Origin of the sequence: Bacteroides xylanisolvens, from assembly GCF_018289135.1 — a bacterium.
In the GTDB taxonomy this organism is placed as follows: Bacteria; Bacteroidota; Bacteroidia; order Bacteroidales; family Bacteroidaceae; genus Bacteroides; species Bacteroides xylanisolvens.
The window spans coordinates 3,073,126-3,098,668 of the sequence record NZ_CP072216.1 but is presented as its reverse complement, the minus strand read 5'-3'; the positions used below and the strand labels follow the sequence as shown (position 1 = coordinate 3,098,668).

Sequence of the window (25,543 nt, the reverse complement as noted above, 5' to 3'; positions counted from 1 at the left end):
TGTCATGCTTGAATGAGTCGATGCATTAAAAGATTCGACCTGTTTTTTTTGATTATGTCAGTTGGGTAGAAAATGGGTACCTCCAAATCTATCCATATTTAAATTTATTCATGGAATAAGAACGAATGTGTCATGCTTGAACACAAATGTTAAAAGAAATATCGGACTTTTGTGGAATAATATAAAAATAAATTATGAAAAAGGAAAGCAAGAAATTTAAAGTAAAAAGTAGAGATAAACAGAGTAAAACAACCGGTGTCCGTCATAGTGACGACGATGTGAAGAAAGCGGTGGTGGATCGTATTTTTAAGATAGAACAGTTGAATAATATTCCGGAAAGATATGTGGCGAACCATTCGAATTGTTCGCGCTCTTCAATAGGACGTATGTGTAAATGTAAATTTGACGGTCAGAGTCCTATCCCCGATTGGACAACTATTCATAATTATTCTGCTTGTATCATTGGAAAGTCTGAATTTATTCCCGGATTTCCCGAAGTGTTGTGTCATGTTTTAAATCTAATTGTTGACGATTCAGCAGATATAGACTGCACGGTGGATAATGACTGCCATATAGATATTGAAATTCGATTTCATACCTCCAAAAAACTGGTTAAGGATCCTATGGAAAAGGAAGGAGATAGGGAGAAAGAGGAACAATAAAAAGTAGAATTAAAGACGAAAATAGAAGGAATGGACTAATGATTACCAAGTTCTTGATGAACTTGGTACATTACTAATCACGAACTTTCCATCAAGGTCAGTGGTAGTTCCGATAGATGTACCTTTAATTACAACAGATGCCCCTATGACAGGTTGATTGTCTTCCTCGGAGAAGACAATGCCTGTTACCTTTTTAGAGGTTTGGGCAATTGTCAGGCTAATGCTTGCTAATAAGCAAGTTAATAACAGCGTTAGTTTTCTTTTCATATAGTTTTTATATAGTAGAATAGTCTGTTTTGTTATTTAATTATTTGCAAAAGTAAGCACATTTTTAGAAAAACAAAGAAAAATATGAAAAAAAATGCGAAATTGAACTGTATAGACAAAATACTATTGATGAAAAAGAAATGCAGATGAAACGAGTGTGTAAAAGTGAATTTCTATGCCTTTGTGATGGTTGATAATTCAAAAGAAGTTCCTTTTTGATATTTAAATGTGATAAAATAGCCTGATAAGATGTTTAATAACACATGAAAAATCATTAATTAGCATCTATCGGTAGAAAAAGGATAGTTTTCGGGAAGATTATGAATTTCGTGACCGTTATCTTTTATATTGTCACTTGGAGTTCAGGATAAAAGCTATTTGGGAACTGGAAAGGTCATTATATAAAAGATATTTTCTACCTCTTCAGTAAACCGGTAAAAGACGAAAAAAGTAGATTAAAGGCAAAAAAGGAAGATTATTTTTATCTTATAGTTCCGCATTTGTTTGCTTGTATTCTCTTTAGGTATCTTCTTTTTTATGTTTATTAAAGACTTTATATTTAGATATTTGCGGAGGAATGGGCTATGAAACGTATAAGTTCATCAAGAACTTTGCGAATCACCTATGTCGGCATGAAGCCGCAGGATGTTCCTATTAAGCCGGGGACAATCAAGGTGATGATGAAATCCGACTCCGAAGTATTGCAGGAAGTGGTGGTGACCGGTATGCAAAAGATGGACAAACGCCTGTTTACGGGAGCCACCAAACAATTGGATGCCGATAATGTGAAACTGGACGGTCTGCCCGACATCAGTCGCGGCTTGGAAGGTCGTGCGGCAGGAGTTTCCGTTCAGAACGTTTCGGGTACTTTCGGTACCGCTCCTAAGATTCGTGTGCGCGGTGCTACTTCCATTTACGGAAGTTCCAAGCCCCTTTGGGTAGTAGACGGAGTGATTCTTGAAGATGCCATCGACGTAGGTCCCGACGATCTTTCCTCCGGTGATGCGGAGACATTAATCAGTTCCGCCATAGCCGGGTTGAATTCCGACGACATCGAGAGCTTTCAGATATTGAAAGACGGATCGGCGACTTCCATTTACGGTGCACGTGCGATGGCAGGCGTGATTGTGGTCACCACCAAAAAAGGCCGTGCCGGAGTCAGCAAAATCAGTTATACCGGTGAGTTTACCACCCGTGCCATACCCAGTTACAAAGAATTCAATATCATGAATTCGCAGGAACAGATGGGTATCTATAAAGAGATGGAGCAGAAAGGCTGGCTGAACAGTGCCGACCTTTTCCGTGCCAAAGACACGGGAGTGTACGGTCGTATGTATCGTCTCATCGACGAGTATAATAACAGCAACGGCCAGCGCGGACTTCTCAACACCCCCGAATCCCGCAATGCTTATCTCCGTGAAGCGGAAATGCGTAACACCGACTGGTTCGACGTGCTTTTCACCAATGCCATTTCGCAGAATCATTCCGTCAGCGTCACCGCCGGAACGGAAAAATCATCCTTCTATGCCTCGTTGAGCGCTATGCTCGATCCGGGCTGGTACAAGCAGAGCAAAGTGAAGCGTTACACAGCCAACGTAAACACCACCTATAATCTTTATAAAAACCTGTCGATCAACCTGATTTCTAACGCTTCCTACCGTCAACAAAACGCACCGGGAACGATGAGCTCTAGCCTCGACATCGCTTCCGGAAAGATGTCACGCGGATTCGATATCAACCCTTATTCTTACGCGCTCAATACGAGCCGTACGCTCGACCCGTCTGCGGATTATATCAGCAACTACGCTCCATTCAACATTCTTCACGAACTGGATAATAACTACATCGAAATCAACATGGTAGATGTGAAATTTCAAGGCGAGCTGAAATGGAAAGTGATTCAAGGACTTGAATTGAGTGCCCTCGGAGCTGTGAGATACCAGACCTCGTCGCAGGAACACAACGTGCTCGACGATGCCAACCAAGCCGTTGCCTACCGTACCGGTATGGACGACGCCACCATCCGCGAACAAAACGGATTGCTTTATAAAGACCCCGACAATCCATACGCCCTGCCTATCACCCTGCTGCCCGAGGGGGGAATCTACCAGCGTCAGGACCGCCGTATGTTGGGGCTCGATTTCCGCGGAACCCTCTCATGGAATCACCTTTTTGCCGAAAAACACATCACTAACTTCTTTGCCGGTATGGAAGTGAACAGCCTTAAAAAGGCATATTCTTCCTTTCAGGGCTGGGGAATGCAATATTCGATGGGGGAAATTCCTTCCTACGTCTATCAGTTTTTCAAGAACGGAATAGAGTCCGGTTCGCGTTATTACAGTCTGGGGCACTCCGAAACCCGTAGCATTGCGAGCTTTCTCAACGCCACCTATTCTTATGACGGCCGTTACACGCTCAACGGAACGTTTCGTTACGAAGGAACCAACCGCATGGGCCGCAGCCGTTCGTCACGCTGGCTGCCCACGTGGAACTTGTCCGGTGCGTGGAACGTGCACGAGGAAGCTTTTTTTAAAGCGCTCCAACCCACTCTTTCCAACCTGACTCTGAAAGCTTCTTACTCTCTTACTGCCGATCGCGGTCCGGCGGAAGTAACCAATTCGCAAGCCATCATCCGCAGTTTCTCTCCCTATCGTCCTTTTACCGATATTCAGGAAACGGGACTTTACATCGAGGACATCGAGAACAGCGAACTCACCTACGAGAAAAAGCATGAACTGAACATCGGCATCGACCTCAGTTTGCTCGAAAACCGGATCAATTTCTCTGCCGACTGGTATCAGCGCAACAACTATGACCTGATCGGTGTAGTTCCCACGCAGGGAGTGGGCGGTTTCATCAACAAATATGCCAACGTAGCCACGATGAAATCCCACGGTGTGGAGTTCACCCTTTCCACCCGCAACATTCGCACGAAAGATTTTTCGTGGAATACGGACTTTATCTTCTCCTACGCCAAAAATGAAGTGACCCAACTGAAAGGACTCACCAGCATGATGGAACTGGTATCCGGCAACGGTTTCGCCCGTGAAGGCTATCCCGTGCGCGGACTGTTTTCCATCCCTTTTGCAGGGCTCGACGCGGACGGTATTCCACAGTATCTGATTGACGGAAAACTGACCACTACCGGTGTCAACTTTCAGGAACGGGAGAAACTTGATTATCTGAAATATGAAGGTCCTACCGACCCTACTGTCACAGGAAGTTTCGGTAACGTATTCACTTACAAAGGCTTCAAACTGAATGTCTTTATGACCTATTCTTTCGGCAACGTAGTTCGACTGGACCCTGTGTTCAACTATAAATACTCCGACCTCACCGCCATGCCGCGTGAGTTTAAGAATCGTTGGACGGTCTCCGGCGATGAGGCGAAAACCAATATACCAGTGATAATAAGCGACCCGCAATATCAGGCGAATACCTCGCTCTATCTTGCTTACAATGCTTACAACTACTCCACGGAGCGTATTGCCAAAGGCGATTTTATCCGTATGAAGGAAATATCACTGATGTATGAGTTCCCGAAAAGCTGGATTGCCCCTGCCAAAATTTCCAACTTGTCGCTTAAGTTGCAGGCCACTAACCTCTTCCTGATTTATGCCGGCAAGAAACTGAACGGGCAGGATCCGGAATTTGTGAATACCGGCGGTGTAGCATCGCCCGTACCCCGCCAGTTCACCCTCACCCTGCGCCTGGGACTGTAAGTAAAGAATAGAGAATCAACCTAAAAAACATACGAGAGATGAAGAAAAAGATAAACCATATACTCCCTGCACTGGTACTGACCGCAAGTTTAGGTCTGACCACCGTCTCCTGCAACGGCTTTCTGGACGAAATGCCGGACAACCGTACGGAGTTGAACACCGACCAGAAAATAGCCAAACTGCTTGTATCGGCGTATGCCGACGTGTCGCCCAACGAACTGTTCGAGCTTTACAGCGATAACTCTGATGATAGTGGCCCTACCTACGGTTACTACAAGCTTTCCGAACAAGAGTGCTACCACTGGCAAGACACCAAGGAAGAATATCAGGACACGCCCAATTCTCTTTGGGGAGGTTACTACAGCGCAATAGCCGCCGCCAATATGGCGCTCGATGCCATCGAAGAAAAAGGAAATCCGGCGTCACTCGACCCACAGAGAGGTGAAGCGCTCGTGTGCCGTGCCTACTGTCATTTCATGTTGGCGAATATCTTCTGCAACGCCTACGACACTCATGCCTCCCAATCTTTAGGAGTGCCTTATATGGAAGAGGTAGAAACCACCGTATCTCCCCGTTACGAACGAGGTACGTTGGAAGAAGTGTACCGAAAAGTGGAGCGTGACCTCCTCGAAGGGATCGACTTGATTTCGGACGACAGCTACTCTGTACCCAAATATCACTTTACCCGTAAAGCCGCTTATGCCTTTGCCGCCCGTTTCTACCTTTATTATATGAAGCCCGATTTTTCCAATTGCGACCGTGTGATTGATTTTGCCACCCGTGTATTGGGGACTAATCCTGCCGATCTGCTGCGCAACTGGGAAGCGTTGGGTAATCTTTCCGTGAACGGAAACGTGCAGGCAGATGCCTATATCGCCTCTTCCAATGAAGCCAACCTGTTGATAAGCAGCACCGTTTCCAACTGGGGAGCAATCGGGAGTGACTATCTGATAGGTCCGCGTTACTTCCACAACCAGACGCTCGCTACCAGCGAAACCTGTCTGTCTTCAGGATTGTGGGGCAGTTCGGATTATTTCTATCTGAAACCTTTCTCCACCAACGGGTTTGTTGCCAGTATCCTGCGCAAGAGCGGGCTTTATGAGGGCACATACCTTTATTATATGCCGGTTTTGTTTTCTACGGACGAAACCTTGCTTTGTCGTGCCGAAGCATACGCGCTGAAGAAAATGTATGCCCAGTCGGCAGCCGACATCACGAGTTGGCAACGTGCCTATACCCGCAACAAATCGGTGCTGACACCCGAACAGATCAACACCTATTATGATAGGATGAGTTTTTATACTCCCTTCACGCAACAAACACCGAAAAAGAAACTGGCCCCCGACTTTACGATTGAAGAGGGAATGCAGGAAAACTTCATCCATTGTATTCTGCATATCCGTCGTATCACCACCCTGCACGAAGGGATGCGCTGGCCCGACATCAAGCGATATGGCATCCTGATTTATCGCCGTGACATGGCCAACCAGCGTGTCACCGACGAAATGCCTCCGAACGACTTGCGTTATGCAATCCAAATTCCGAGGAGTGTGATCGTGGCGGGTATACAACCCAACCCGAGAAGAAATTAACAAAGAAAAAAGTGGAAGTTATGAAAAAACAGCTCATTTATTTTTTGCTTGCCCTTACCGCAGTCTGCCTGGGAGCTTGCAACAATGACGACGAAATAGATACTGCGCACAGCATTTTCTCCACCGAGCCGGTGGAGAGGAACGCTTTCGACGATTGGTTGCTCGACAACTACACATATCCCTACAACATCGATTTCATGTATCGCATGAAGGACATCGAAAGCGACCATAAATACAATCTTGTACCTGCCGATTATGATAAAGCGGTGGCACTGTCCAAAATCATCAAGCACGTCTGGATGGACGCTTATGTAGAACTGGCTGGAATCGATTTTCTCCGCGTATATGTGCCTAAAACCTTTCATCTCATCGGATCGCCTGCTTACGAAAGTAGCGGGAATATGGTACTCGGTACGGCAGAAGGCGGAAAGAAAATCACGCTTTACAACGTGAACGACCTCAACGTGAAGAAAATCAATATCGAAAAACTGAACAACTATTACTTTGAAACGATGCACCATGAGTTCGCTCATATCCTTCACCAGAAACGGAACTTCGACCCTTCTTTCAACCGGATCTCGGAGGGGAAATATGTGGGAGCCGACTGGTACTACTACATGACTGCAGAGGGAGCCATGCCCCGTACAAACGATATAGCGTGGCCCGACGGCTTCGTGACCGCCTATGCCATGAATCAGGCGAACGAGGATTTCGTGGAAAACATAGCCATGTACGTCACCCACACGCAGACCTACTGGGATAATATGTTGAGGGCTGCCGGAGAAACGGGTGCAGCCACTATCAATAAAAAGTTTGCTATTGTTTACAACTATATGCGGGATACTTGGGGAATCGACCTCAACGAACTGCGCAAAATCGTACTGCGTCGTCAGCAGGAAATTACCGAAATTGACTTGAGTACGATTCAATGAGTATGAATTTTAATTATACATTATCACTATGAAGAAGAATATAACAATATACCTCTTGTTAGCTCTTGCCTGCCTGGGCTTGCAGTCATGTCTCTTTCAGGAGGAGAACTACTTTGACGATTCGTCTGCCAACCGTGCCACAGCCGATGTGAACCGGTGCAGCGAACTTTTGAAAGCGGCTCCGAATGGCTGGGTGATGGAATATTACATCGGCAAGGATTATTCGCTTGGAGGCATCACCCTGCTTTGCAGGTTTGATGGTCAGCGGGTGACAATGGCTTCGCAGATGTCGGAAGCAGATGAGACGGTCAGTTCGCTCTATAGCGTTAAGTCGGAACAGGCGACGATGTTGTCATTCGATACCTATAATTATCTGGTGCATTATTTCGGGCAGCCGCAGGGAAGTATGTCTGACGACCCGAACGGGACGCTCGGAGGCGACTACGAATTTATTATTTCGAGTGCTTCTGCCGAGCGTATCGAACTGAAAGGCAAAAAATACGGCAACCGGATTGTGATGAAGGCACTTACCGAAGACCAGACGTGGAAGCAATATCTCACCAAAATTAAGAAGGTGGAGGACGATGCTTTCTTTTATGAATATGATTTACTGATGGACGGACTCTACACGGGGCAAATGCTGCGCAGCAACTATACGTTTATCGTGACTTATTACGACGAAATAGGAAAAGTGCATCAGAAAACCGTGCCTTTTATGTTTACCGCCGACGGACTACGTTTCCATGAACCGGTAACGATAGACGGGCAGACGATGCAGAATTTTGTCTGGAAGAACGAGCTTATCAGCTTTGTCTGTACCGACGAAGGGGCTACGGGAGTCAAACTGGCGGGTGTCTACACTGCCGGGTATCAAAGCTATGATTATTATCCGGGCACTTATCAGATGGATTTTTACCGCCTGAACGATGAAACGGGACAACTGGAAGTGGCCTCGCAGGAAGTCCGGCTATTGAAGAACGAAGACGGGAAGAGTTACTGGCTCAAAGGGTTGGAATATGATATTCTGGTGATGTATGACAAGCCGCGTGGCGGACTTTCCGTCTCTCCGCAACTTCTCGAAAAGGTACAGGGCGGATATGTTTATCTGGCTATGTGGGACGTAATGAACGATTATGTGCTCCGCAATAAGTCTATCGGACTGATTAGCTATGCTACCACTAACGGCATTTACCTGGTGGACAATGGAGTCTGGATGGGGGAAGTTTCCGGATTCATCTTCGGAGTGTACAACTCGCAGGAGGAGGACGCAGCTTTCATCGGATACACGGATGCAGTTGCGTCAATCAGATTGGTAAAAAAAACAATAGAAGAATAGTATGATGAACAAGTTATTTATGATAGTAGTATCCGTATGCTGCCTGCTGATGACAGCGTGCGGCACGGAAAACGATGAAACGCCGCAGGGCTTCCGCATTGTGGACACGGATGTCGATCTGGTTGCCGGCGGTGGAACGGTGGAAGTGGTTTTGCAGGCTGCCGGAGAACTGACGGCTGTTTCCGGTGCGGACTGGTGCAGGGTGATCGAAGTGACAAACGAGAAAATCACATTACTCGCCAGGGCTAATTATGAATATGTGTCACGTGCCACGCAAGTGACCGTAAGCGATGGTAGCAACGAACAGAAGATTGTGGTGACACAGGCTGGTAATATTTTTGCGCCCGATACCGACCAACAGGTGTTGCGGCTCGGAAATGCTCCTTCACAGACTGTGGTGCGGGTCAACAGTTCGTTTGATTTCAAGGTGAGTATACAGAAAGGAGTCGATTGGGTGGAAGTCCCTACAGCCTCGAAAGAGGAAGGCTTCCTGCTCGTACTGAAAGAGAACAAAACCGGAAATCCGCGTGCCTGCCAACTGATGGTCAGTACGAATGAGGGACGGAAGTTTTTCTATTATGTCTACCAGTATGAAGCGAGTGACTTGCTCGGAGCATGGAGGGACAGCCAGATTTATGTGAAATGGGATACGAAAAAGATAGATAAGGCATATCGTCTCTCGGCTACGGAGGTGACGAAAGATGCGGAAGGTGATGGTTATACGATCAATATGTCGTTAGTCGGTACTCCGGTGGCACCGTATCTGAAAGATCCCTCGAAGGCCACGATTTCATTGCAGGCAACCTACGAGGATGGAGCTTTTGTGGTTCCTATCGGCGCAGCGCAGAAAGATTTTGTCCTGACGCAGGAGGTGGATGGAACGGCCAATAATGCAATGAACCGGACAGCTGATGACACAGCACTGGAAGAGGATGTCGTTTTACAAACATTATACGGCTTTTCCGTAGCAGCTTCCTCCAACATTTATGCGAAAGGTAATTTCGGATTTGCTCCTGTGCTTTATCAGGATGGTTCTATCGGGATGAGTTATCAGGATGTAGCCGGTGCGCCGGAGAGCGGGTGTTATCTTGCGATAGCATTGTTCGACGGACAGCAGTTTTCTACGGCAGCATTGAAAGACTATATTCTTTTCCCTGACATTGCGCTCTTTAAATAGTTGGAAACTTGCAACTTATGAATCAACCGGATATAACGTTTCCGGAATAGATGTATGAAGAAAAGAACTACCGTTGTGAAACGGAATGAGAGGTTAATAACTCTCTCTTAATTTTAACTTTACATATATGACAGGCGGGGAGGACTACCCGTGTGGAAAACGGGAGTTTTTTTCCCGGGATTACCCCGCCTTTTTTATTGCCTCCAGGGGGACTACGGAAGTTCTTTTTAATGTTGTAACGATATAAAATAACTCTTATATGGATAAAAAATTAATGAATTTATTAGGTGTCTGGCTGTTCGCTGTTGCGTCTGTATGTGCGTTGACCGCTTGCAGCGACAATGACACAGAAAATCCGGAGGGCGAAAAAACCGGCGGAGAAAATGGAAAACCGACTCCTGAAACCGTAGAGTTTATCAACTCCAACCTGGTGTACTGGGGAGATGAAGACGGAGTGGGGACGGATCACTTTGTACTCACTCTTTATACGGATATGGAAGTGGATGCTGCCGGTAATCCGATAGGGCCGGGCAAGATAATGGCGTTCAGCCTGAACGTTCCTCCGTTTGCTTCCGGAACCACGGAGTTTCCGCTTCCCGAAAGAACCTTTGATGCGGCACCGAACGGATACACGTTTAATGAATGGACATTCAACCTTGGCTACATGAACCAAATGGATCTGCCAACCGGGAAAGTGGAGGTGCCTGCCGGTTCTTTCTACGGTGATGTGAAAGCACACTCCACCAGTGTCGATGCCGACTTGCTTTCCGGAGGTAAAATGACCGTGAAACGGAGTGCCGACGGCGAATATACAATCAGTGGCGTTTTGGTAGGTGACTTGTCGCTCAAACGTTATTTCACTTATACGGGAAAATTGACTACTATCGACCGTCATGGAAGTACGGAAGAAATTCCGAACTCTACGCTGAACGCCGATCTCACTCTGAACGAATGGGCGCAGGCCCGTCTGCAAGATAAGGCCGATTTTTATTATTTGCAAGACGAATCGTGCCGGGTACTCGAACTCTACTTGGCAGAAGAGGGGGTAGGACTTGCCGAAACATGGCCGACGGGCAACGGAAGAGTGCTGAAGGTGGAATTTTTTGTAGAATGGGCTACGGATGTGACACAAGGTATTCCGGCTGGTACGTATAAAGTAGTGGCACGTGACGAAGAATCGAAGGGGATTCCGCGAGAATTCCTGAAACCGGGAGGCATTGCTTCGGGTTATCCCAATGTATTTACGTATCCGGCAGGAACCTGGTACGAGAAAATATCCAACGGAACCATGAAGGAATATGCACGTATAGACGCCGGAACGATGACCGTGGTGCGTGACGGTGACAAACATACGCTGACCATAGACTTTATCGATTGTGATAAAGCACACCCGCATCATGTGCGTAGCACCTTTTCGCAGGATACTCCCATCAATGTGTTCGGCTATCATCCGTAAATCAGAACGGAGCGCCTCATTTGGGTGATGGCGTTATCTGTCCGATAGCATTGTTTTTTCAATTATACGATTTTATAATTAACCCCAAAAACGAAAGATATGAAAATTAGATTTATTTCCTTTTTCTTATTCATGTTGGCCATGAGTTGTTTTATGGCATGTAGTAGCGATGATCCGGCACCCGATCCTGAACCGGAGCCTGAACCGGAACCGGTGGAAACGGTTAATACGTATACGTACAAAGATAAGACGGTACAAGCGAAATCGGTATCTTGCTTTGAACAGGAAGGTATTGTATACGTATGTATGAGTCCGTTGCAAAGTTTGGAAACGATGGAAGACTTTATGAACAGCGGTAAGGAATATATAATGTTGGGAGTGGATAAAAAACTGGTAGGCACTCCGGTCACGGTAGGTAATTCTGATAACGACAATTATGCGTTTTACTACATGGATGCCGACGGAGAGGCGATTGTCGCCGTTAGCCCTGATGGATGGGAAGACGTGTTGACGCAGGGAAAGATCACCGTGACAATGGTACCGGGAGAAAATGAAACATCGGCCGTGAAAGCTGTTTTCGACTTTACACTGAAAAGTGGCGGCAAATTTACGGGTGAGGCGGATTGCGTTTACAAAGCTCCGGAAAAGCTTCCGAGTGAATATTCTTTTGGGGACGAGGTGCGCCCGTTGAAGTCGGTTGTCGCTACCACGCTGGGAGGTTTCCAGTATGTTTATTTAAGCCCGGAGACCGGGTTGACTACGGTAGAGGATATATCTGATGCCGAATATCTGATGCTGGCCATTACTCCCGAAATGATCGGACAAGAAATTGATATAACCTCTAGTGGAGACGCGGAGTATGCTTTCTATAATATGACAAACTTGGGAGCCGATGATATTGATGCAGTAGATCCTTACGGATGGTCTGAACTATGTTCGGCTGGTAAGCTCAAAGTAGAAAAGACAGATGAAAGCGTGAAAATAACCTTCAGCTTTACGTTGCTTTCGGGTGACAAGTTCAAAGGCTCTTATGAAGGTAGTTACACTGATATAAAGCAAAGTACTACCAATATTTTGACTTTGAATGGAGAAAGTACGCGTGACATCAAGGCTACCTTTTATGAAAAGACCAATGAAGGAGTTGCCTTGTATCTCACTCCGTCAGGGATTTCATCTGCTGCAGATCTGAATAATGTAAATACATATTACGTACGTCTTTTTGTTCCGAATACAGGGCTGGACGGACAGGAAGTAGATATAACAACTACGAATCTGGCTTTTGAGTTTACTTATTATAATCCGTATGATGAAGAAAGAATCGAAGTTTCTAAAGGACATCTGGAAGACGCGGCAGGTACATTCAGCGTGTCGAAATCGGCAGATAATGAATACTCGTTGACGCTCGACCTCAAATATTTGGGAGATAATAGTCTTAAAATATCGGGCAACTACAACGGTACTTTCAAAGTATATGATACGACGATCCCGAATCAATATCAGTTGGGGGCGGGCGGCACTCCGGTGACTATCCAGTCGGTAGTGGTAGATAAGACGGATGTGGATATTTGCGTTATTTATATTTCCCGGCAGGCAGGTATCACTACCGTAGCCGGAATGTCGGCAGCGGATGCGGTGGTACGTGTGCCGAAGAGCATGATGGAGGGAGCTGTTCACGGATTTTCCGGTAGCGCGGAAAATGCGAAGATATCGATCGCCTACGAAGGAGTCACTTATAATCAGGCTAATACGACGAACGGTCATTTGGCTGCAGGCGGCAATGCTTCTGTGGCTCTTCAAGGGAGTGAAATTGAAATGACATTCAATATTTTCTCTATTGTGCAGTACGATAATAGCAGCTTGTCCGGTTACTATAAGGGGGCGACGACCGTAATAGAATAATGATTAAATGAAGTATATTCATGAAGAAAATTTTACTGAAATATTTGAACCTGTTTGCTTTGTCGGGGCTACTGTTGGCTTTCGTCGGATGCAGCGACGATAATGATTCGGTAACTCCCGGACCGGGCGTGGAGGAAGTGCCTTCCATCGGTACTTATTCTTTTCGGGGAGTGGCGAATAATATTGTGTCCGGTGTGGCTTCTGTGGATGGGGACTATTTAACTTGTGTTCTTTCGCCGGAAAAGATGGAGGAAGGAAAGGCTGATACTTATTTTGTTTTTTCTCTTCATTTGTATTGGGAAGGGCAGGTGGTGGATGCTTCTTCGCTCTATCACAACGACCAGTATGTTTTTATCTACGAAGATCCAATTTATTATTACTCGCAGTATAAAAAGGTCACAGGGACGTTTTATGTGCAGCGTAACAGCGAAACGAATGTAACTGTCAAACTGAATCTGCGGCTTCATGACGGTGTCCGTTTTAAAGCGGAGGTCACTGCCGATTTAATGAAACCGTCGGGAGAAGAACCCTCGGAATAAGGCGGCTTCGGGTGATATTCTTGCCCGGTTATGAATTTATCTTTTAGACGCGGATAACGGACGCGGATTTTTAAATAGCTGTGCAGCTTTAAAAATCCGCGTCATCCGTGTCTAAAAAATTACTTGTAGGCTGAAGGGAAATCCTGCTCGGACACTACGATGGCAAATATCCATTTAAATCACTCTATTTTCATTCCTTTCCGTGCCGTATTTGTTTTTTAGGGTTCTCCCAAAAACTTGAAGAATAGTCCAACTTGAGCCGGAGTAAGTAAGATTGCCTTTTCACTGTAGCCGGTTTGGGCGAGTGCGGCTTGTAATGCTGTATTTTGGGTAATCCAACTGCGGAGGGTGCGGCGTGCCGAGGCAGGCTGTATGTGAGGTAGATAAAGTGTGGCCAGCTGACTTTTGCTGTAAGTCTGTATGCGGGTAGAGTTTGCCGTCTCCGGCATTTCTTTTGGGCTGACGGAGGTTACTGTTGTTTCTGTTTTCATTGTCGGTACTTTCTATTATTAGTAGGTGTTCATAATTAGTTTATATCATAATTTAGGCACGGATTACTCCTAAAAAAAATAGCCATTAATCAGTGACAGGAACTTATCTGTTTCTTTTAAGTTTATCCTGTGTGAATGCGAAGATACGCTTTTTTATGCCAAGTGGTTCTGCTTTGTACAGAAGCCTCTGTTGGCATAGCTTGTGTAGAAATTGTGCCTTTGAGTTGTCTCTTGTGACGAGTTGTCACATTGTGTTCCTCTGCTTTTTTCCTTTCCTATACTTTTGCCTTCGTAATCGGTTACAGATAGAATTTATTCATTAATCATTAAAAAGAAGAAAGGAAAAAAAGTATGCCATTAATTTACAAACCGTATCAGGCAACGCTTGCCAACAAGGAAGGACAGAAACTTTATTATCCCCGTCTGGTGAAATTCGGGAAAATGGTCAATACGCAGAAAATGGCGGAATTGATTGCAGAAAAAGCCTCGCTGACGGCGGGTGATGTTCATAACGTCATTCGTAACCTGATGTCGGTGATGCGTGAACAGTTGCTCAATAGCCGCACGGTGCGCCTCGAAGGCTTGGGGACGTTTACTATGATTGCCAAGGCAAACGGGAAAGGGGTAGAGTTGGAAAATAAGGTCAGCAGTTCGCAGATCACTTCATTGCGTTGCCAGTTTACGCCCGAATACACTCGTGCCGCCAACGGAAGTGCTACCCGTGCGTTGACCACCGGAGTGGAGTTTGTGCACATCAAGGATGTAGCGGGTTCGTTTGTGGCCGACGATGCCATTGACAAAGACCCGGATGACGATAATAAACCTGGTGGTGGAAGCGGAGAAGCGCCGGACCCGGCAGCTTAACCGGTAACTTGACTGTCAGCCGGACACGACCGACGGTTGACAGTCAAATCCCAACGGATATATAAACGGATCCCAACGGACATAAAACGGATTATTAACTTTTAAAAAGAAAACGGATGAGACTATTATTGGAGAAGTTGCTGGATATTCTTGAAGCAGTTCTGCGTTTCCGCCACCGGAGAAACGGCAAGGCAGAAAAGGATTAGCTAGCTGGAAAAGGCTTGGCATACCTGAAAAAAAAGGTATGAAACGGAATGACGTAAAAACATAGAACGTGCCGTCTGCACGTAGCTCGCGGAACAAGTAAAAATAAACGTGTAGCAACTCATAGAGTAAACATAAGTAAGGAGCAAGTAAAGAAGCTGTCTCGAATGGACGAGGCAGCTTTTCTTTTTTCGTATTCCGAAAATACTTTTTCGGAAACATGGCGGAAATGAGAATTTTGATGATAATTTTTTTAAGACAGAAATATTTCTGAATGAGGCAGCTTTTTTGTATCCATTTATTTTCTTCTATTCTTGACCGTATTCAACAAAAAAACTCTATCTTTGTTTTATAATTGAGACACAGCATATAATGGGAAGATTTATCAATCCCTTTACCGATTTTGGCTTTAAGTTTTTATTCGGCAGAGAGGTAGAAAAGGAGTTGTTAATCGACTTCTTGAACGATTTGCTCGTAGGTGAGCACGTAATCACCGACATCAGGTTCCTTAACAACGAACAGCCGCCGGAAGTAAAAACAGAACGAGGTCTTATCTACGACATCTATTGCGTAACCGATACCGGTGAACGTATTATCGTAGAAATGCAGAACCGGGAACAGCCTTATTTTAAAGATCGTGCCCTCTTCTATCTTTCTAGGGCCATTACGCAGCAAGCGAAAAGGGGAGTTTGGAACTTCCAGTTGGATGCCGTGTACGGAGTGTTCTTCATGAATTTCGTGATGGATAAGGATATGCCCTCTAAAATCAGAACGGACATCGTTCTTTCTGACAGGGATACGGGGAAGCTCTTCAACAACAAGTTCCGGCAGATTTTTATCGAACTGCCGAACTTCAACAAAGAAGAGGATGAATGTGAAAATGATTTTGAACGCTGGATTTATATACTAAAGCATATGGATACACTTGACCGGATGCCTTTCAAGGCTCGCAAGGCCGTCTTCGAGCGACTTGAAAAGTTGGCTTCCAAAGCAAATATGACCCAGGAGGAAAGAGCCCAGTATGAAGAAGAATGGAAAGTTTATAACGATTATTTTAATACGTTGGACTTTGCTGAACAGAAAGGCTTACAGAAAGGCTTACAAAAAGGATTACAGAAAGGCTTGCAAAAAGGTAAAGAAGAAACAGCTCGTAATTTGAAAGAATTAGGTGTGGCTGACGATATTATTATGAAATCTACCGGGCTTTCGAAAGAAGAAATAGAAAAATTATAATTTCTTTCATTCTATTGGAAAGAAAGGTTTTGTCGAAAGTGAAAAAATAGTCTATAACTTATGAAGCAAACGATAGTTGTGGAGACTTTTAACACATCCTTTTTTCGCTTAACATATCCTTTTTTCGCTAAGGGTAAAGTATCTAAAAACTATATATGTCTTTGGGGTGAAATAAACGAATTTGGAATATTATCCACGTTAAAATCAGAAAAAAGTTTTCCGTTTTGGAAAACTTTCTGTATCAGCGAGAAAGAATAGTTTCCCGAAATTTAATGTTAAAAGCTAACCAAGCTATGATATAATCTCCTATCTTTGTATCCGGTTTCGGAACTAAAAAGAGGTTTAGTCAATGAGGGAACGCTGTGCAAATCGGCGACAGTACCCGCTGCTGTAATTCTCTAAGAATCCGCACAATAGGCCACTGCATCGATGCCGGTGTGGGAAGGTGTTGCGGGGGAGGGATAAGTCAGAAGACCTGCCGAAGAGATTTTCTATTTTTAATTTATTAATGCTTTCGGGAGTTAAAGTTATGAACTACGCGGAAATTTGTATCATCAAACGTGATGGTAAAAGAGAAGATTTCTCTATCAGTAAGATTAAGAATGCAATCAGTAAAGCATTCAGTGCAAGTGGAATTCAGGATGAGCAGCAGTTGGTTGCTGACATCACCATGAATGTTATCAGTCAGTTTGCTACCCCCACGATCACCGTAGAAGAGATTCAGGACTTGGTAGAAAAGTCGTTGATGAAAGTGCGGCCGGAAGTAGCGAAGAAATACATCATCTATCGCGAATGGCGGAATACGGAGCGTGATAAGAAAACCCAGATGAAACAGGTGATGGACGGCATTGTGGCTATCGACAAGAACGATGTCAATTTGAGCAACGCCAACATGAGCAGTCACACGCCTGCCGGGCAGATGATGACGTTCGCTTCCGAAGTAACTAAAGATTATACCTATAAATACTTGTTGCCGAAACGTTTTGCCGAAGCGCACCAGTTGGGAGACATTCACATCCACGACCTGGATTATTATCCGACAAAGACGACAACCTGCATCCAATATGATATGGATGACCTCTTTGAACGCGGTTTCCGCACAAAGAACGGTAGTATCCGCACCCCGCAAAGCATCCAAAGCTATGCTACGCTGGCTACCATCATCTTTCAGACCAACCAAAATGAGCAGCATGGCGGACAGGCGATTCCGGCTTTCGATTTCTTCATGGCAAAAGGAGTGGCCAAATCTTTCCGCAAGCATCTGGCATCGTTCATTAACTTCTATGTGGCTATGGAAAACGGAAATCAGGCCGATGAGAAATCCATCCGCACGTTGATTAAAGAATACCTTCCGTCTATCAAGTCCACCGAGGCCGAACGCGAAACATTGCGCATCGCTCTGGTCGCTTTACAGATCATTATAGATAAGGAACACCTTGCCCGCATCGTCGAAAAAGCCTACCAGCAGACCCGTAAAGATACACATCAGGCAATGGAAGGATTCATCCACAACCTGAATACGATGCATTCTCGTGGCGGTAACCAAGTGGTATTCAGTTCCATCAACTACGGAACGGACACTTCTGCCGAAGGCCGCATGGTGATCGAAGAACTGCTGAAAGCTACCATTGAAGGCCTCGGCACCAGAGGAGAAGTGCCCGTATTCCCCATCCAGATATTCAAGGTGAAAGACGGCGTTTCTTACTCGGAGAAAGACTTTGAGAAAGCAATGAAAGCGGAGAACATCGAAGAGGCAATGACCGACAGTTACGAGGCTCCCAACTTCGACTTGTTATTAAAGGCTTGCCAGACTACTGCGAAAGCGTTGTTCCCGAACTTCATGTTCCTCGACACACCTTTCAACAAGAACGAGAAATGGAAAGCCGACGATCCGCAGCGTTACATTTACGAACTGGCAACGATGGGCTGCCGTACCCGTGTTTTTGAAAATGTGGCCGGAGAAAAATCTTCTTTAGGACGTGGCAATCTTTCGTTCACCACACTGAATATGCCAAGACTGGCTATCGAAGCCCGTATCAAAGCGGAAAATCTGGTAGAAGATGAACGCAACAAGGACGCCATCGAACAAAAAGCAAAAGAAATTTTCATCGAATCTGTACACCAAATGTCTGCGCTCGTGGCCGACCAGCTTTACGAACGTTATCAGTATCAGCGTACGGCCCTGGCACGCCAGTTCCCGTTCATGATGGGAAATAATGTGTGGAAAGGCGGTGGCGAACTGAATCCGAATGAACAGGTAGGAGACGCCTTGCGCAGCGGTACACTGGGGATCGGATTTATCGGCGGGCATAACGCGATGGTGGCTCTCTACGGACAAGGTCACGGACACAGCCAGAAAGCATGGGACACGCTGTATGAAGCGGTGATGGAAATGAATAAAGTGGTAGACGAATATAAAGAGAAATATAACCTGAACTACTCCGTTCTGGCTACTCCTGCCGAAGGACTTTCGGGACGTTTCACGAAAATGGACCGCCGGAAATATGGAAAAATCCCCGGAGTGACAGATCGCGACTATTATGTCAACTCTTTCCACGTAGACGTGAAAGAACCGATCAGCATCGTTGAGAAAATCAAGCGTGAAGCTCCGTTCCACGCTATTACGCGCGGCGGACACATCACGTATGTGGAGCTGGACGGTGAAGCGCAGAAGAATGTGCGTGCCATCGCCAAGATTGTGAAAGTGATGCACGACGAAGGAATTGGATACGGCTCTATCAATCACCCGGTAGACACTTGCCATAACTGTGGTTACAAGGGAGTTATCTTCGATAAATGCCCTGTATGCCAGAGTGAAAGTATTCTCCGTATGCGCCGTATCACCGGTTATCTGACGGGCGATTTAAGCTCTTGGAACTCTGCCAAGCGGGCAGAAGAGAAGGACCGTGTAAAACATTTGTAGAATAAATGTTTGATAATTGATGAATGGATAATGAACGGTGCTTGATGAAAGCGTTACGGTTCATTATCCATTATTCGGTTATTGCTTGCAGCACGTTACTCTCATCTTGTACTGTTCTGTAACGAGTATTTATTCCACATTTATATGGTTATCATCCATTCTCAAATCTTCATTTTTCATTAGCTATTAAAGAAGTGAATTTACTAGGAACTTATTCTGAAACGATCGTTGACGGTGAAGGTATCAGGTTTTCTATTTATCTTGCCGGCTGCTCCCATCATTGTCCCGGTTGCCACAACCCGGAGAGTTGGAATCCGGGAGCAGGAGAAGAACTGACGGAGGAGAAAATACAGTCCATCATCCGTGAAATCAAAGCGAATCCTTTGTTGGACGGCGTTACTTTTTCCGGCGGTGATCCGTTTTTTCATCCGGAAGCGTTCCTGCTTTTGCTGAAACGGGTGAAAGAGGAAACAGGGATGAACGTGTGGTGCTACACCGGATACACATACGAAGAAATTAAGGCGCAGTCTCGTTTGAGTGCCGCTCTTGATTATATTGATGTATTGGTGGACGGACGCTTCGAACAGGCTCTTTTCTCTCCATATCTGGAGTTCAGGGGAAGCAGTAATCAGCGGATTTTGAAGCTGAAGTAAATGTAATTCGACATTTGGAGTAAGTTGAATCCAGTAGTTGAGCACTAAAAAAACTTATTTTTCAAAGGAAACAAAAACACCTGTACCGTTGTTTTGTTTACCTTTACGAAACCAAGTGAATCATTTTTCATCACAGAGTAACGCGGCGCTTTTTTGTAGCCGGTGGGGCTTGCGTCTGTGTTTGTGTCTGCTTGATGGTGAAGAAATAAACGACTACTTACAAGAATAAGTTTTTATGGTACAATCAATAAATCCAACTCAAAAAAACGATGAGACCGATGGCTTGCCAATGCCTAAACGTATTTGGGCGGTGGTGTCTGTCGGCTTTGCTCTTTGTATGTCAGTACTGGATATTAACATCGTCAATATCGTACTACCTACACTTTCACATGATTTTGGGACTTCTCCCGCTGTAACCACCTGGATTATCAACGGCTATCAGCTGGCCATCGTTATATCGCTACTGTCTTTTTCCGCTTTGGGTGAAATCATCGGTTACCGGAAAGTCTTTCTTTCGGGCATCGGACTGTTTTGCATCACTTCATTGATCTGTGCCTTGTCCGATTCGTTTTGGACTTTGACGGTTGCCCGTATCTTTCAAGGGTTCAGCGCTTCCGCCATCACTAGTGTGAATACGGCACAGCTGCGTTACATCTATCCGAAGAGCCAGATCGGGCGGGGGATGGGGATCAATGCAATGGTAGTTGCCATATCGGCTGCCGCCGGACCATCTGTGGCGAGTGGTATTCTTTCCATTGCCAGTTGGCACTGGTTGTTTGCCATCAATGTGCCGTTGGGACTCACTGCATTGCTTCTCGGCATCAAACACCTGCCACGACAGGAGGAGCGTACGAAACGTAAATTCGATTATATCAGTGCCATCGCGAATGCGGTCACTTTCGGTCTGCTCATTTACACGCTGGACGGATTTGCCCACCATGAGAAAATGGACTTCCTTTTCATTCAACTGATTGTGTTGGCAGTGGTCGGTACCTACTATGTGCGCCGGCAACTGACGCAGACCACTCCGCTGCTCCCTCTTGATCTGCTGCGGATTCCGATTTTCCGGCTGTCCATCCTGACTTCCATCTGTTCTTTCATAGCACAAATGACAGCGATGGTTTCTTTGCCTTTTTTCCTCCAGAACACTTTGGGACACAGCGAAGTCATGACCGGACTTCTACTCACACCGTGGCCGTTGGCTACGCTTGTCACGGCTCCGTTGGCAGGATATCTTGTCGAGCGCATCCACCCCGGTATCTTGGGAAGTGTCGGGATGGCTCTGTTTGCCGTCGGACTTTTCTCGCTTTCCAGTCTGACTGCGGAGTCGTCCGATATTAGTATCATTCTGCGTTTGATGCTGTGTGGGGCAGGATTCGGATTGTTCCAGACACCGAACAACAGTACGATTATCTCTTCCGCTCCTACGCAACGTTCGGGCGGAGCCAGTGGTATGTTGGGAATGGCCCGCCTGTTGGGACAGACCACCGGGACAACATTGGTCGCATTGCTTTTCAGCTTTGTCGCTCATGACCGGAGTACAGCTGTCTGCCTTATGGTAGGAAGTGGATTTGCTGTTGTGGCGGCTATCGTCAGCAGCTTGAGACTATCGCAGCCTTCCACTCTGAAAAGAAAATAAGAACTGATAAAGTCAGGCTAATTGAAAATAAATAAACTGAGGTTGGTGCCGAAAGCGGAGCTCACTCCGGAACTGGAGGTGTACTACAATTATACCTGTCAGGAGGGCGATTATATCAAAACGTGCACAGTGCCTTCACCCAAGTTGGATGAAACGGATTTGGAAAGAGAAAAAAAGATGTTGAAGATTTAGAAGATTTAAAGGCAAGCAACTATAAAAAACAATCCCGGATGAGAGAGGAGTGAATACCTGTTCTCATCCGGGATTGTTTTTTATGTCTTTCTTCTGTCGTTTGGTCTGTTAGAAGAAAAACCTTAGAATATCGTTGAAGTTAGCCCATATCAACAGACCGAAGAGTAGAATCATACCGGTCATTTGAGCGTATTCCATAAATTTGTCGCTCGGTTTGCGGCGAGCTATCATCTCGTAGAAGAGGAAGAGCACGTGGCCGCCGTCCAATGCGGGGATAGGGAGGATATTCATGAAAGCTAGAATGATGGAAAGGAAGGCTGTCATATACCAGAACTGGTGCCAATCCCATGTAGCAGGGAAGATGCTGCCGATCGTTCCGAAGCCACCTAGCTGTTTGGCTCCTTCTTTCGAGAAGAGGTATTTCATGTTTCCTACATATCCTTTCAGGGTCTTTACGCCGAGGGAGACACCTGCCGGGAAGGATTCGAAGAAAGTATATTCTTTTTTCACCATAGGGAGCAGGCGGTCTGTGACGAGACAGGTGGTTACACCCATCAGGTAGGCGGAGTCTACACGCATATTCAATGTGTCGGTTACGCCGCCACGCACATAGGTCAGTGTAATCAGGCGCGGATCTATGCTGTCTTTGAGCAGGGTTTCCGCGTTTTTCTTACGTTCTGCCATCGCTTCTTTGAAGTCGGAGAAAGAAATCGGTGTTCCGTTCAGGGCGATAATGCTGTCACCCGGTTGGATGCCTGCTTGTGCGGCAGGAGAATTCACCATCACACTGTCTATCACATACGGGAAACGGTAGGAGGCAAAACGGATGCTGTCTGCCAGAAGACGTTGCATCAAGTCTTCAGGGATATAAACGGAGGCTTTCGCGCCGTTGCGGATAACGCTTACTTCGCGGGCGTCGGCAATCTGGCTCAACATATCGCCGTCATAACGTTCAAAAGGAACGCCGTCAGCAGAAAGAAGGATGTCGCCGTCCTGAAAACCTACGGATTTGGCTGTTTCGTTGAAATCCATACCGAGAGGAGCTTCCTGCACCTTTATATATTGGTCGCCCCACGCAAATAGAATCATCGAGTAGATGAACAGGGCCAACAGGAAGTTGAACAGTACGCCACCCACCATGATTAGCAGACGTTGCCACGCCGGTTTGGAACGGAACTCCCACGGTTGTTCGGGTTGTTTCATCTGCTCGGTATCCATCGACTCGTCAATCATACCGGCTATCTTGACATAACCGCCCAATGGCAGCCAACCTACTGCATATTCTGTGTCACTTTTCTTGGGCTTGAATTTAAACAGGGTGAACCAGGGGTCAAAAAATAAGCAGAATTTTTCTACACGCACCTTAAACAAACGGGCAAAAAGAAAATGCCCGCCTTCATGAATGATAACGAGCAAAGATAAGCTCATAATCAATTGCAGGGCACGAATCAAAAATGTTTCCATATAGTCTATTTACAATTTAAAGCCTTCACTGGATTCTCTGCCAAAGAGAAGATATAAAGGCTATTTTCAATTTATATTAATACTAATCAATTTCTCTATTTTCTTTATTCCTCTACGAAATGAATTATATCAGACTTGCTGCTATCTTTCTTGCTTCCGCATCGGTAGCCACATAATCATCGTAGGTCGGGTTGGCAATGAAGGTGGCCCGTTCCATTGTTTTTTCTATCACGTCGCTCATGCCGAGGAAGCTGATGCCGTCTTTCAGGAAAGAGGCTACCACTACTTCATTGGCGGCATTAACGATGCAAGGCATGTTCCCTCCGCGATACATCGCTTCGTAAGCGAGTGCCAGATTGCGGAAACGTTTCGTGTCGGGTTGCTCAAACGTCAGGTTCGTGCATTTGGAGAAATCGAGCCTGTCGAAAGAAGAACTGATACGGTCGGGATAGGAGAATGCATACTGGATGGGCAGGCGCATATCGGGCATGCCCAACTGTGCTTTTACAGCTCCGTCTTCAAACTGCACCATCGAGTGAATGACTGATTGCGGATGCACAACCACCTCAATCTGACTGGGTTGAACACCGAACAACCATTTGGCTTCGATCACTTCAAAACCTTTATTCATCATAGAAGCAGAATCAATCGTGATTTTTGCTCCCATTTCCCAATTGGGATGTTTCAAGGCCTGTGTCTTAGTCACAGACTTCAATTGTTCCAAAGTGTAAGTGCGGAACGGACCTCCAGAGGCAGTCAATATCACTTTCTCAATCGGATTGCCCACTTCTCCCGCTAAACACTGAAAAACGGCGGAGTGTTCAGAGTCTACCGGCAGAATCGGAGTGCGATATTGTTGTGCCAGCTGGTTAATCAGTTCACCTGCTACTACCAATGTTTCTTTATTTGCCAATGCAATCGCTTTCTTGGCGCGGATCGCGTTGATTGTCGGCTTCAGTCCGGCATAACCGACCATGGCTGTCAATACCATATCAATAGGACCCGCTTCCACAATCTGACAGATAGCGTCGGTCCCTGCATACACCTTGATAGGCAGGTCGCTCAATGCTTCTTTCAGTTCGGAATACTTTTCTTCGTTGGCTATCACTACCACTTCCGGCTGGAACTTCCGTGCCTGGGCAATCAGTAGTTCCACACGATTGTTGGCTGTCAGTGCGTATGCTTCGTACAGGTCGGGATGCTCTTCGATGACTTGCAAAGCCTGCGTCCCGATAGAACCTGTGGAGCCTAGAATAGCTATTTGTTTTTTCTTTTTATTAGTCTCTATATTCATTTTATCTATTTCTTCCTATTTTGTTGACAAACATATCATCGCTGATTATCACTTATATCTCATCACTCGCCATATCTTATCATTCATCATTGATAACCTAAAAAACAATGTATTTTTCCGGATTCACCGGGTGACCTTTATACCAAAGTTCGAAGTGCAGGTGCGGTCCTGTACTAAGTGTTCCGCTATTTCCTACCAGGGCGATGGCTTCGCCTCCTTTCACCCGTTCACCTTCCTTTTTCAGGAGAGAGCCGCAGTGTTTGTAGATCGAAATTAAATCCTGGTTGTGTTGCACGCCAATCAGATAACCGGTTTCAGCCGTGTATGTACTAAGGATGACGGTTCCGTCCATGGTTGCCAGTACGCTTTCGTTGGGATTGGCGGCAATGTCAGTGCCGTAATGTTTCTTTTCGGCATTGAAGTGGTCGGACACCATGCCTCGTGTCGGACGGTATAATATCAATCCGGTCACGTCCGGTTGGGAAGTGATGGAGGTCAGATTATATTTTTCATTCTCCTCATATTGGCGGCGGAATTCTTCTTCCCGCTTGGTTCGTTCCATCAACGTGTCTTCACGGGCAGCAGTCAGCGAATCAAGCGTTTGCACGCTGTCGATAGGCACTTTCCCGCTGAAAATGTCCTGAATATTCATGATGTAGAGGTTCTGCTTGTTGAGCACTTGTTGCAAAGAGTCTACACGCAGCGCATTGTCTACAATCTGTGTACGGACTTCACTGTTCATATATCCCGGAAGATAATTGCGTAACGGGGTGAAAGTAATGATGCAGGAAGCAATCAGGAAAAGCACTGCCAGCACGCAAAGTAAAACGGATAGTCCATTGAGCTTGGATACACGAAGTCCGACAATTTCTTCAAGTGTATTTTCATTAACGATCGTTAGTTTATACTTGAACTTGAAATTTTTCCAGAAAGCTTTACTTCGTCTTCTCTTTGGCATCTCGGATATTTACTATTTTACGATTTACTATTTACTATTTTTAGTT

General features: G+C 45.7%; 20 protein-coding genes and 1 riboswitch. Of the genes, 15 read left to right on the top strand and 5 right to left on the bottom strand.

All coding sequences use genetic code 11. The features are described from left to right. The first annotated feature begins 194 nt into the window (after positions 1-194). On the top strand, positions 195-662 hold the full coding sequence (locus tag INE92_RS13325; RefSeq protein ID WP_008770760.1) for a hypothetical protein: 468 nt from the start codon (positions 195-197) through the stop codon (positions 660-662). Between the two features lie 42 nt (positions 663-704). On the opposite strand, the gene INE92_RS13320 is transcribed toward INE92_RS13325, so the two are convergent. Then, complete coding sequence (locus tag INE92_RS13320) at positions 705-929, bottom strand: carboxypeptidase-like regulatory domain-containing protein (RefSeq protein WP_134993515.1); 225 nt, start codon at positions 927-929, stop codon at positions 705-707. 584 nt (positions 930-1,513) lie between these two features. Between INE92_RS13320 and INE92_RS13315 the strand changes: the two genes are divergently transcribed. From INE92_RS13315 to INE92_RS13280, 8 genes are all read left to right on the top strand, one after another. Next, positions 1,514-4,651, top strand: coding sequence for a SusC/RagA family TonB-linked outer membrane protein (locus INE92_RS13315; protein ID WP_195436415.1), 3,138 nt, complete (start codon positions 1,514-1,516; stop codon positions 4,649-4,651). 38 nt (positions 4,652-4,689) lie between these two features. Beyond that, positions 4,690-6,243: a RagB/SusD family nutrient uptake outer membrane protein gene (locus INE92_RS13310; RefSeq protein ID WP_015531491.1), complete on the top strand. Its 1,554-nt coding sequence runs from the start codon at positions 4,690-4,692 to the stop codon at positions 6,241-6,243. 20 nt (positions 6,244-6,263) lie between these two features. Further along, positions 6,264-7,175, top strand: a complete 912-nt coding sequence (locus tag INE92_RS13305; RefSeq protein ID WP_015531492.1) for a zinc-binding metallopeptidase — start codon at positions 6,264-6,266, stop codon at positions 7,173-7,175. A 28-nt stretch (positions 7,176-7,203) separates the two neighbouring features. Then, the gene (locus INE92_RS13300; protein ID WP_015531493.1) at positions 7,204-8,511 is read left to right on the top strand and encodes a DUF4302 domain-containing protein; all 1,308 of its coding nucleotides are present in this window, start codon (positions 7,204-7,206) and stop codon (positions 8,509-8,511) included. A 1-nt stretch (position 8,512) separates the two neighbouring features. Further along, a complete protein-coding gene (locus INE92_RS13295; protein ID WP_015531494.1) occupies positions 8,513-9,688 on the top strand; it encodes a BACON domain-containing protein in 1,176 nt (391 codons plus the stop codon). Between the two features lie 259 nt (positions 9,689-9,947). Beyond that, positions 9,948-11,144, top strand: a complete 1,197-nt coding sequence (locus INE92_RS13290; RefSeq protein WP_015531495.1) for a hypothetical protein — start codon at positions 9,948-9,950, stop codon at positions 11,142-11,144. A 99-nt stretch (positions 11,145-11,243) separates the two neighbouring features. After that, positions 11,244-13,043, top strand: coding sequence for a hypothetical protein (locus INE92_RS13285; protein ID WP_117684048.1), 1,800 nt, complete (start codon positions 11,244-11,246; stop codon positions 13,041-13,043). A 20-nt stretch (positions 13,044-13,063) separates the two neighbouring features. Continuing rightward, positions 13,064-13,582: a hypothetical protein gene (locus tag INE92_RS13280; protein ID WP_004314026.1), complete on the top strand. Its 519-nt coding sequence runs from the start codon at positions 13,064-13,066 to the stop codon at positions 13,580-13,582. A gap of 218 nt (positions 13,583-13,800) precedes the next feature. Here the strand turns inward: INE92_RS13280 and INE92_RS13275 are convergent, their stop codons facing one another. Then, positions 13,801-14,073 carry a DUF4248 domain-containing protein gene (locus INE92_RS13275; protein WP_015531497.1) on the bottom strand — a complete coding sequence of 91 codons (273 nt, stop codon included), beginning with the start codon at positions 14,071-14,073 and terminating at the stop codon, positions 13,801-13,803. A 351-nt stretch (positions 14,074-14,424) separates the two neighbouring features. Here INE92_RS13275 and INE92_RS13270 point away from each other — a divergent pair, with 351 nt between their 5' ends. From INE92_RS13270 to INE92_RS13245, 6 genes are all read left to right on the top strand, one after another. Further along, entirely contained in the window at positions 14,425-14,937 is a 513-nt protein-coding gene (locus tag INE92_RS13270) for an HU family DNA-binding protein (RefSeq protein ID WP_008018168.1), read from the top strand. 576 nt (positions 14,938-15,513) lie between these two features. Further along, on the top strand, positions 15,514-16,374 hold the full coding sequence (locus tag INE92_RS13265; RefSeq protein WP_015531499.1) for an Rpn family recombination-promoting nuclease/putative transposase: 861 nt from the start codon (positions 15,514-15,516) through the stop codon (positions 16,372-16,374). 308 nt (positions 16,375-16,682) lie between these two features. Continuing rightward, positions 16,683-16,871, top strand: a riboswitch (cobalamin riboswitch). A gap of 32 nt (positions 16,872-16,903) precedes the next feature. Continuing rightward, the gene (locus tag INE92_RS13260) at positions 16,904-19,297 is read left to right on the top strand and encodes an anaerobic ribonucleoside triphosphate reductase (RefSeq protein WP_004313429.1); all 2,394 of its coding nucleotides are present in this window, start codon (positions 16,904-16,906) and stop codon (positions 19,295-19,297) included. A 194-nt stretch (positions 19,298-19,491) separates the two neighbouring features. Next, the gene (nrdG, locus tag INE92_RS13255) at positions 19,492-19,950 is read left to right on the top strand and encodes an anaerobic ribonucleoside-triphosphate reductase activating protein (RefSeq protein ID WP_008641262.1); all 459 of its coding nucleotides are present in this window, start codon (positions 19,492-19,494) and stop codon (positions 19,948-19,950) included. 235 nt (positions 19,951-20,185) lie between these two features. Continuing rightward, the gene (locus INE92_RS13250; protein WP_118195984.1) at positions 20,186-21,589 is read left to right on the top strand and encodes an MFS transporter; all 1,404 of its coding nucleotides are present in this window, start codon (positions 20,186-20,188) and stop codon (positions 21,587-21,589) included. Positions 21,590-21,610: 21 nt separating this feature from the next. Further along, positions 21,611-21,781, top strand: a complete 171-nt coding sequence (locus INE92_RS13245) for a hypothetical protein (protein WP_153882593.1) — start codon at positions 21,611-21,613, stop codon at positions 21,779-21,781. Between the two features lie 108 nt (positions 21,782-21,889). On the opposite strand, the gene rseP is transcribed toward INE92_RS13245, so the two are convergent. The 3 genes from rseP to INE92_RS13230 form a co-directional block, all read right to left on the bottom strand. Then, positions 21,890-23,245, bottom strand: a complete 1,356-nt coding sequence (gene rseP, locus INE92_RS13240; protein ID WP_015531503.1) for an RIP metalloprotease RseP — start codon at positions 23,243-23,245, stop codon at positions 21,890-21,892. 124 nt (positions 23,246-23,369) lie between these two features. Continuing rightward, positions 23,370-24,539 (bottom strand): 1-deoxy-D-xylulose-5-phosphate reductoisomerase, encoded by a 1,170-nt coding sequence (locus tag INE92_RS13235; RefSeq protein WP_004317002.1) that lies wholly within the window; start codon positions 24,537-24,539, stop codon positions 23,370-23,372. A gap of 97 nt (positions 24,540-24,636) precedes the next feature. Beyond that, positions 24,637-25,497, bottom strand: a complete 861-nt coding sequence (locus INE92_RS13230) for a M23 family metallopeptidase (protein WP_004317001.1) — start codon at positions 25,495-25,497, stop codon at positions 24,637-24,639. Between the last annotated feature and the right edge of the window lie 46 nt (positions 25,498-25,543).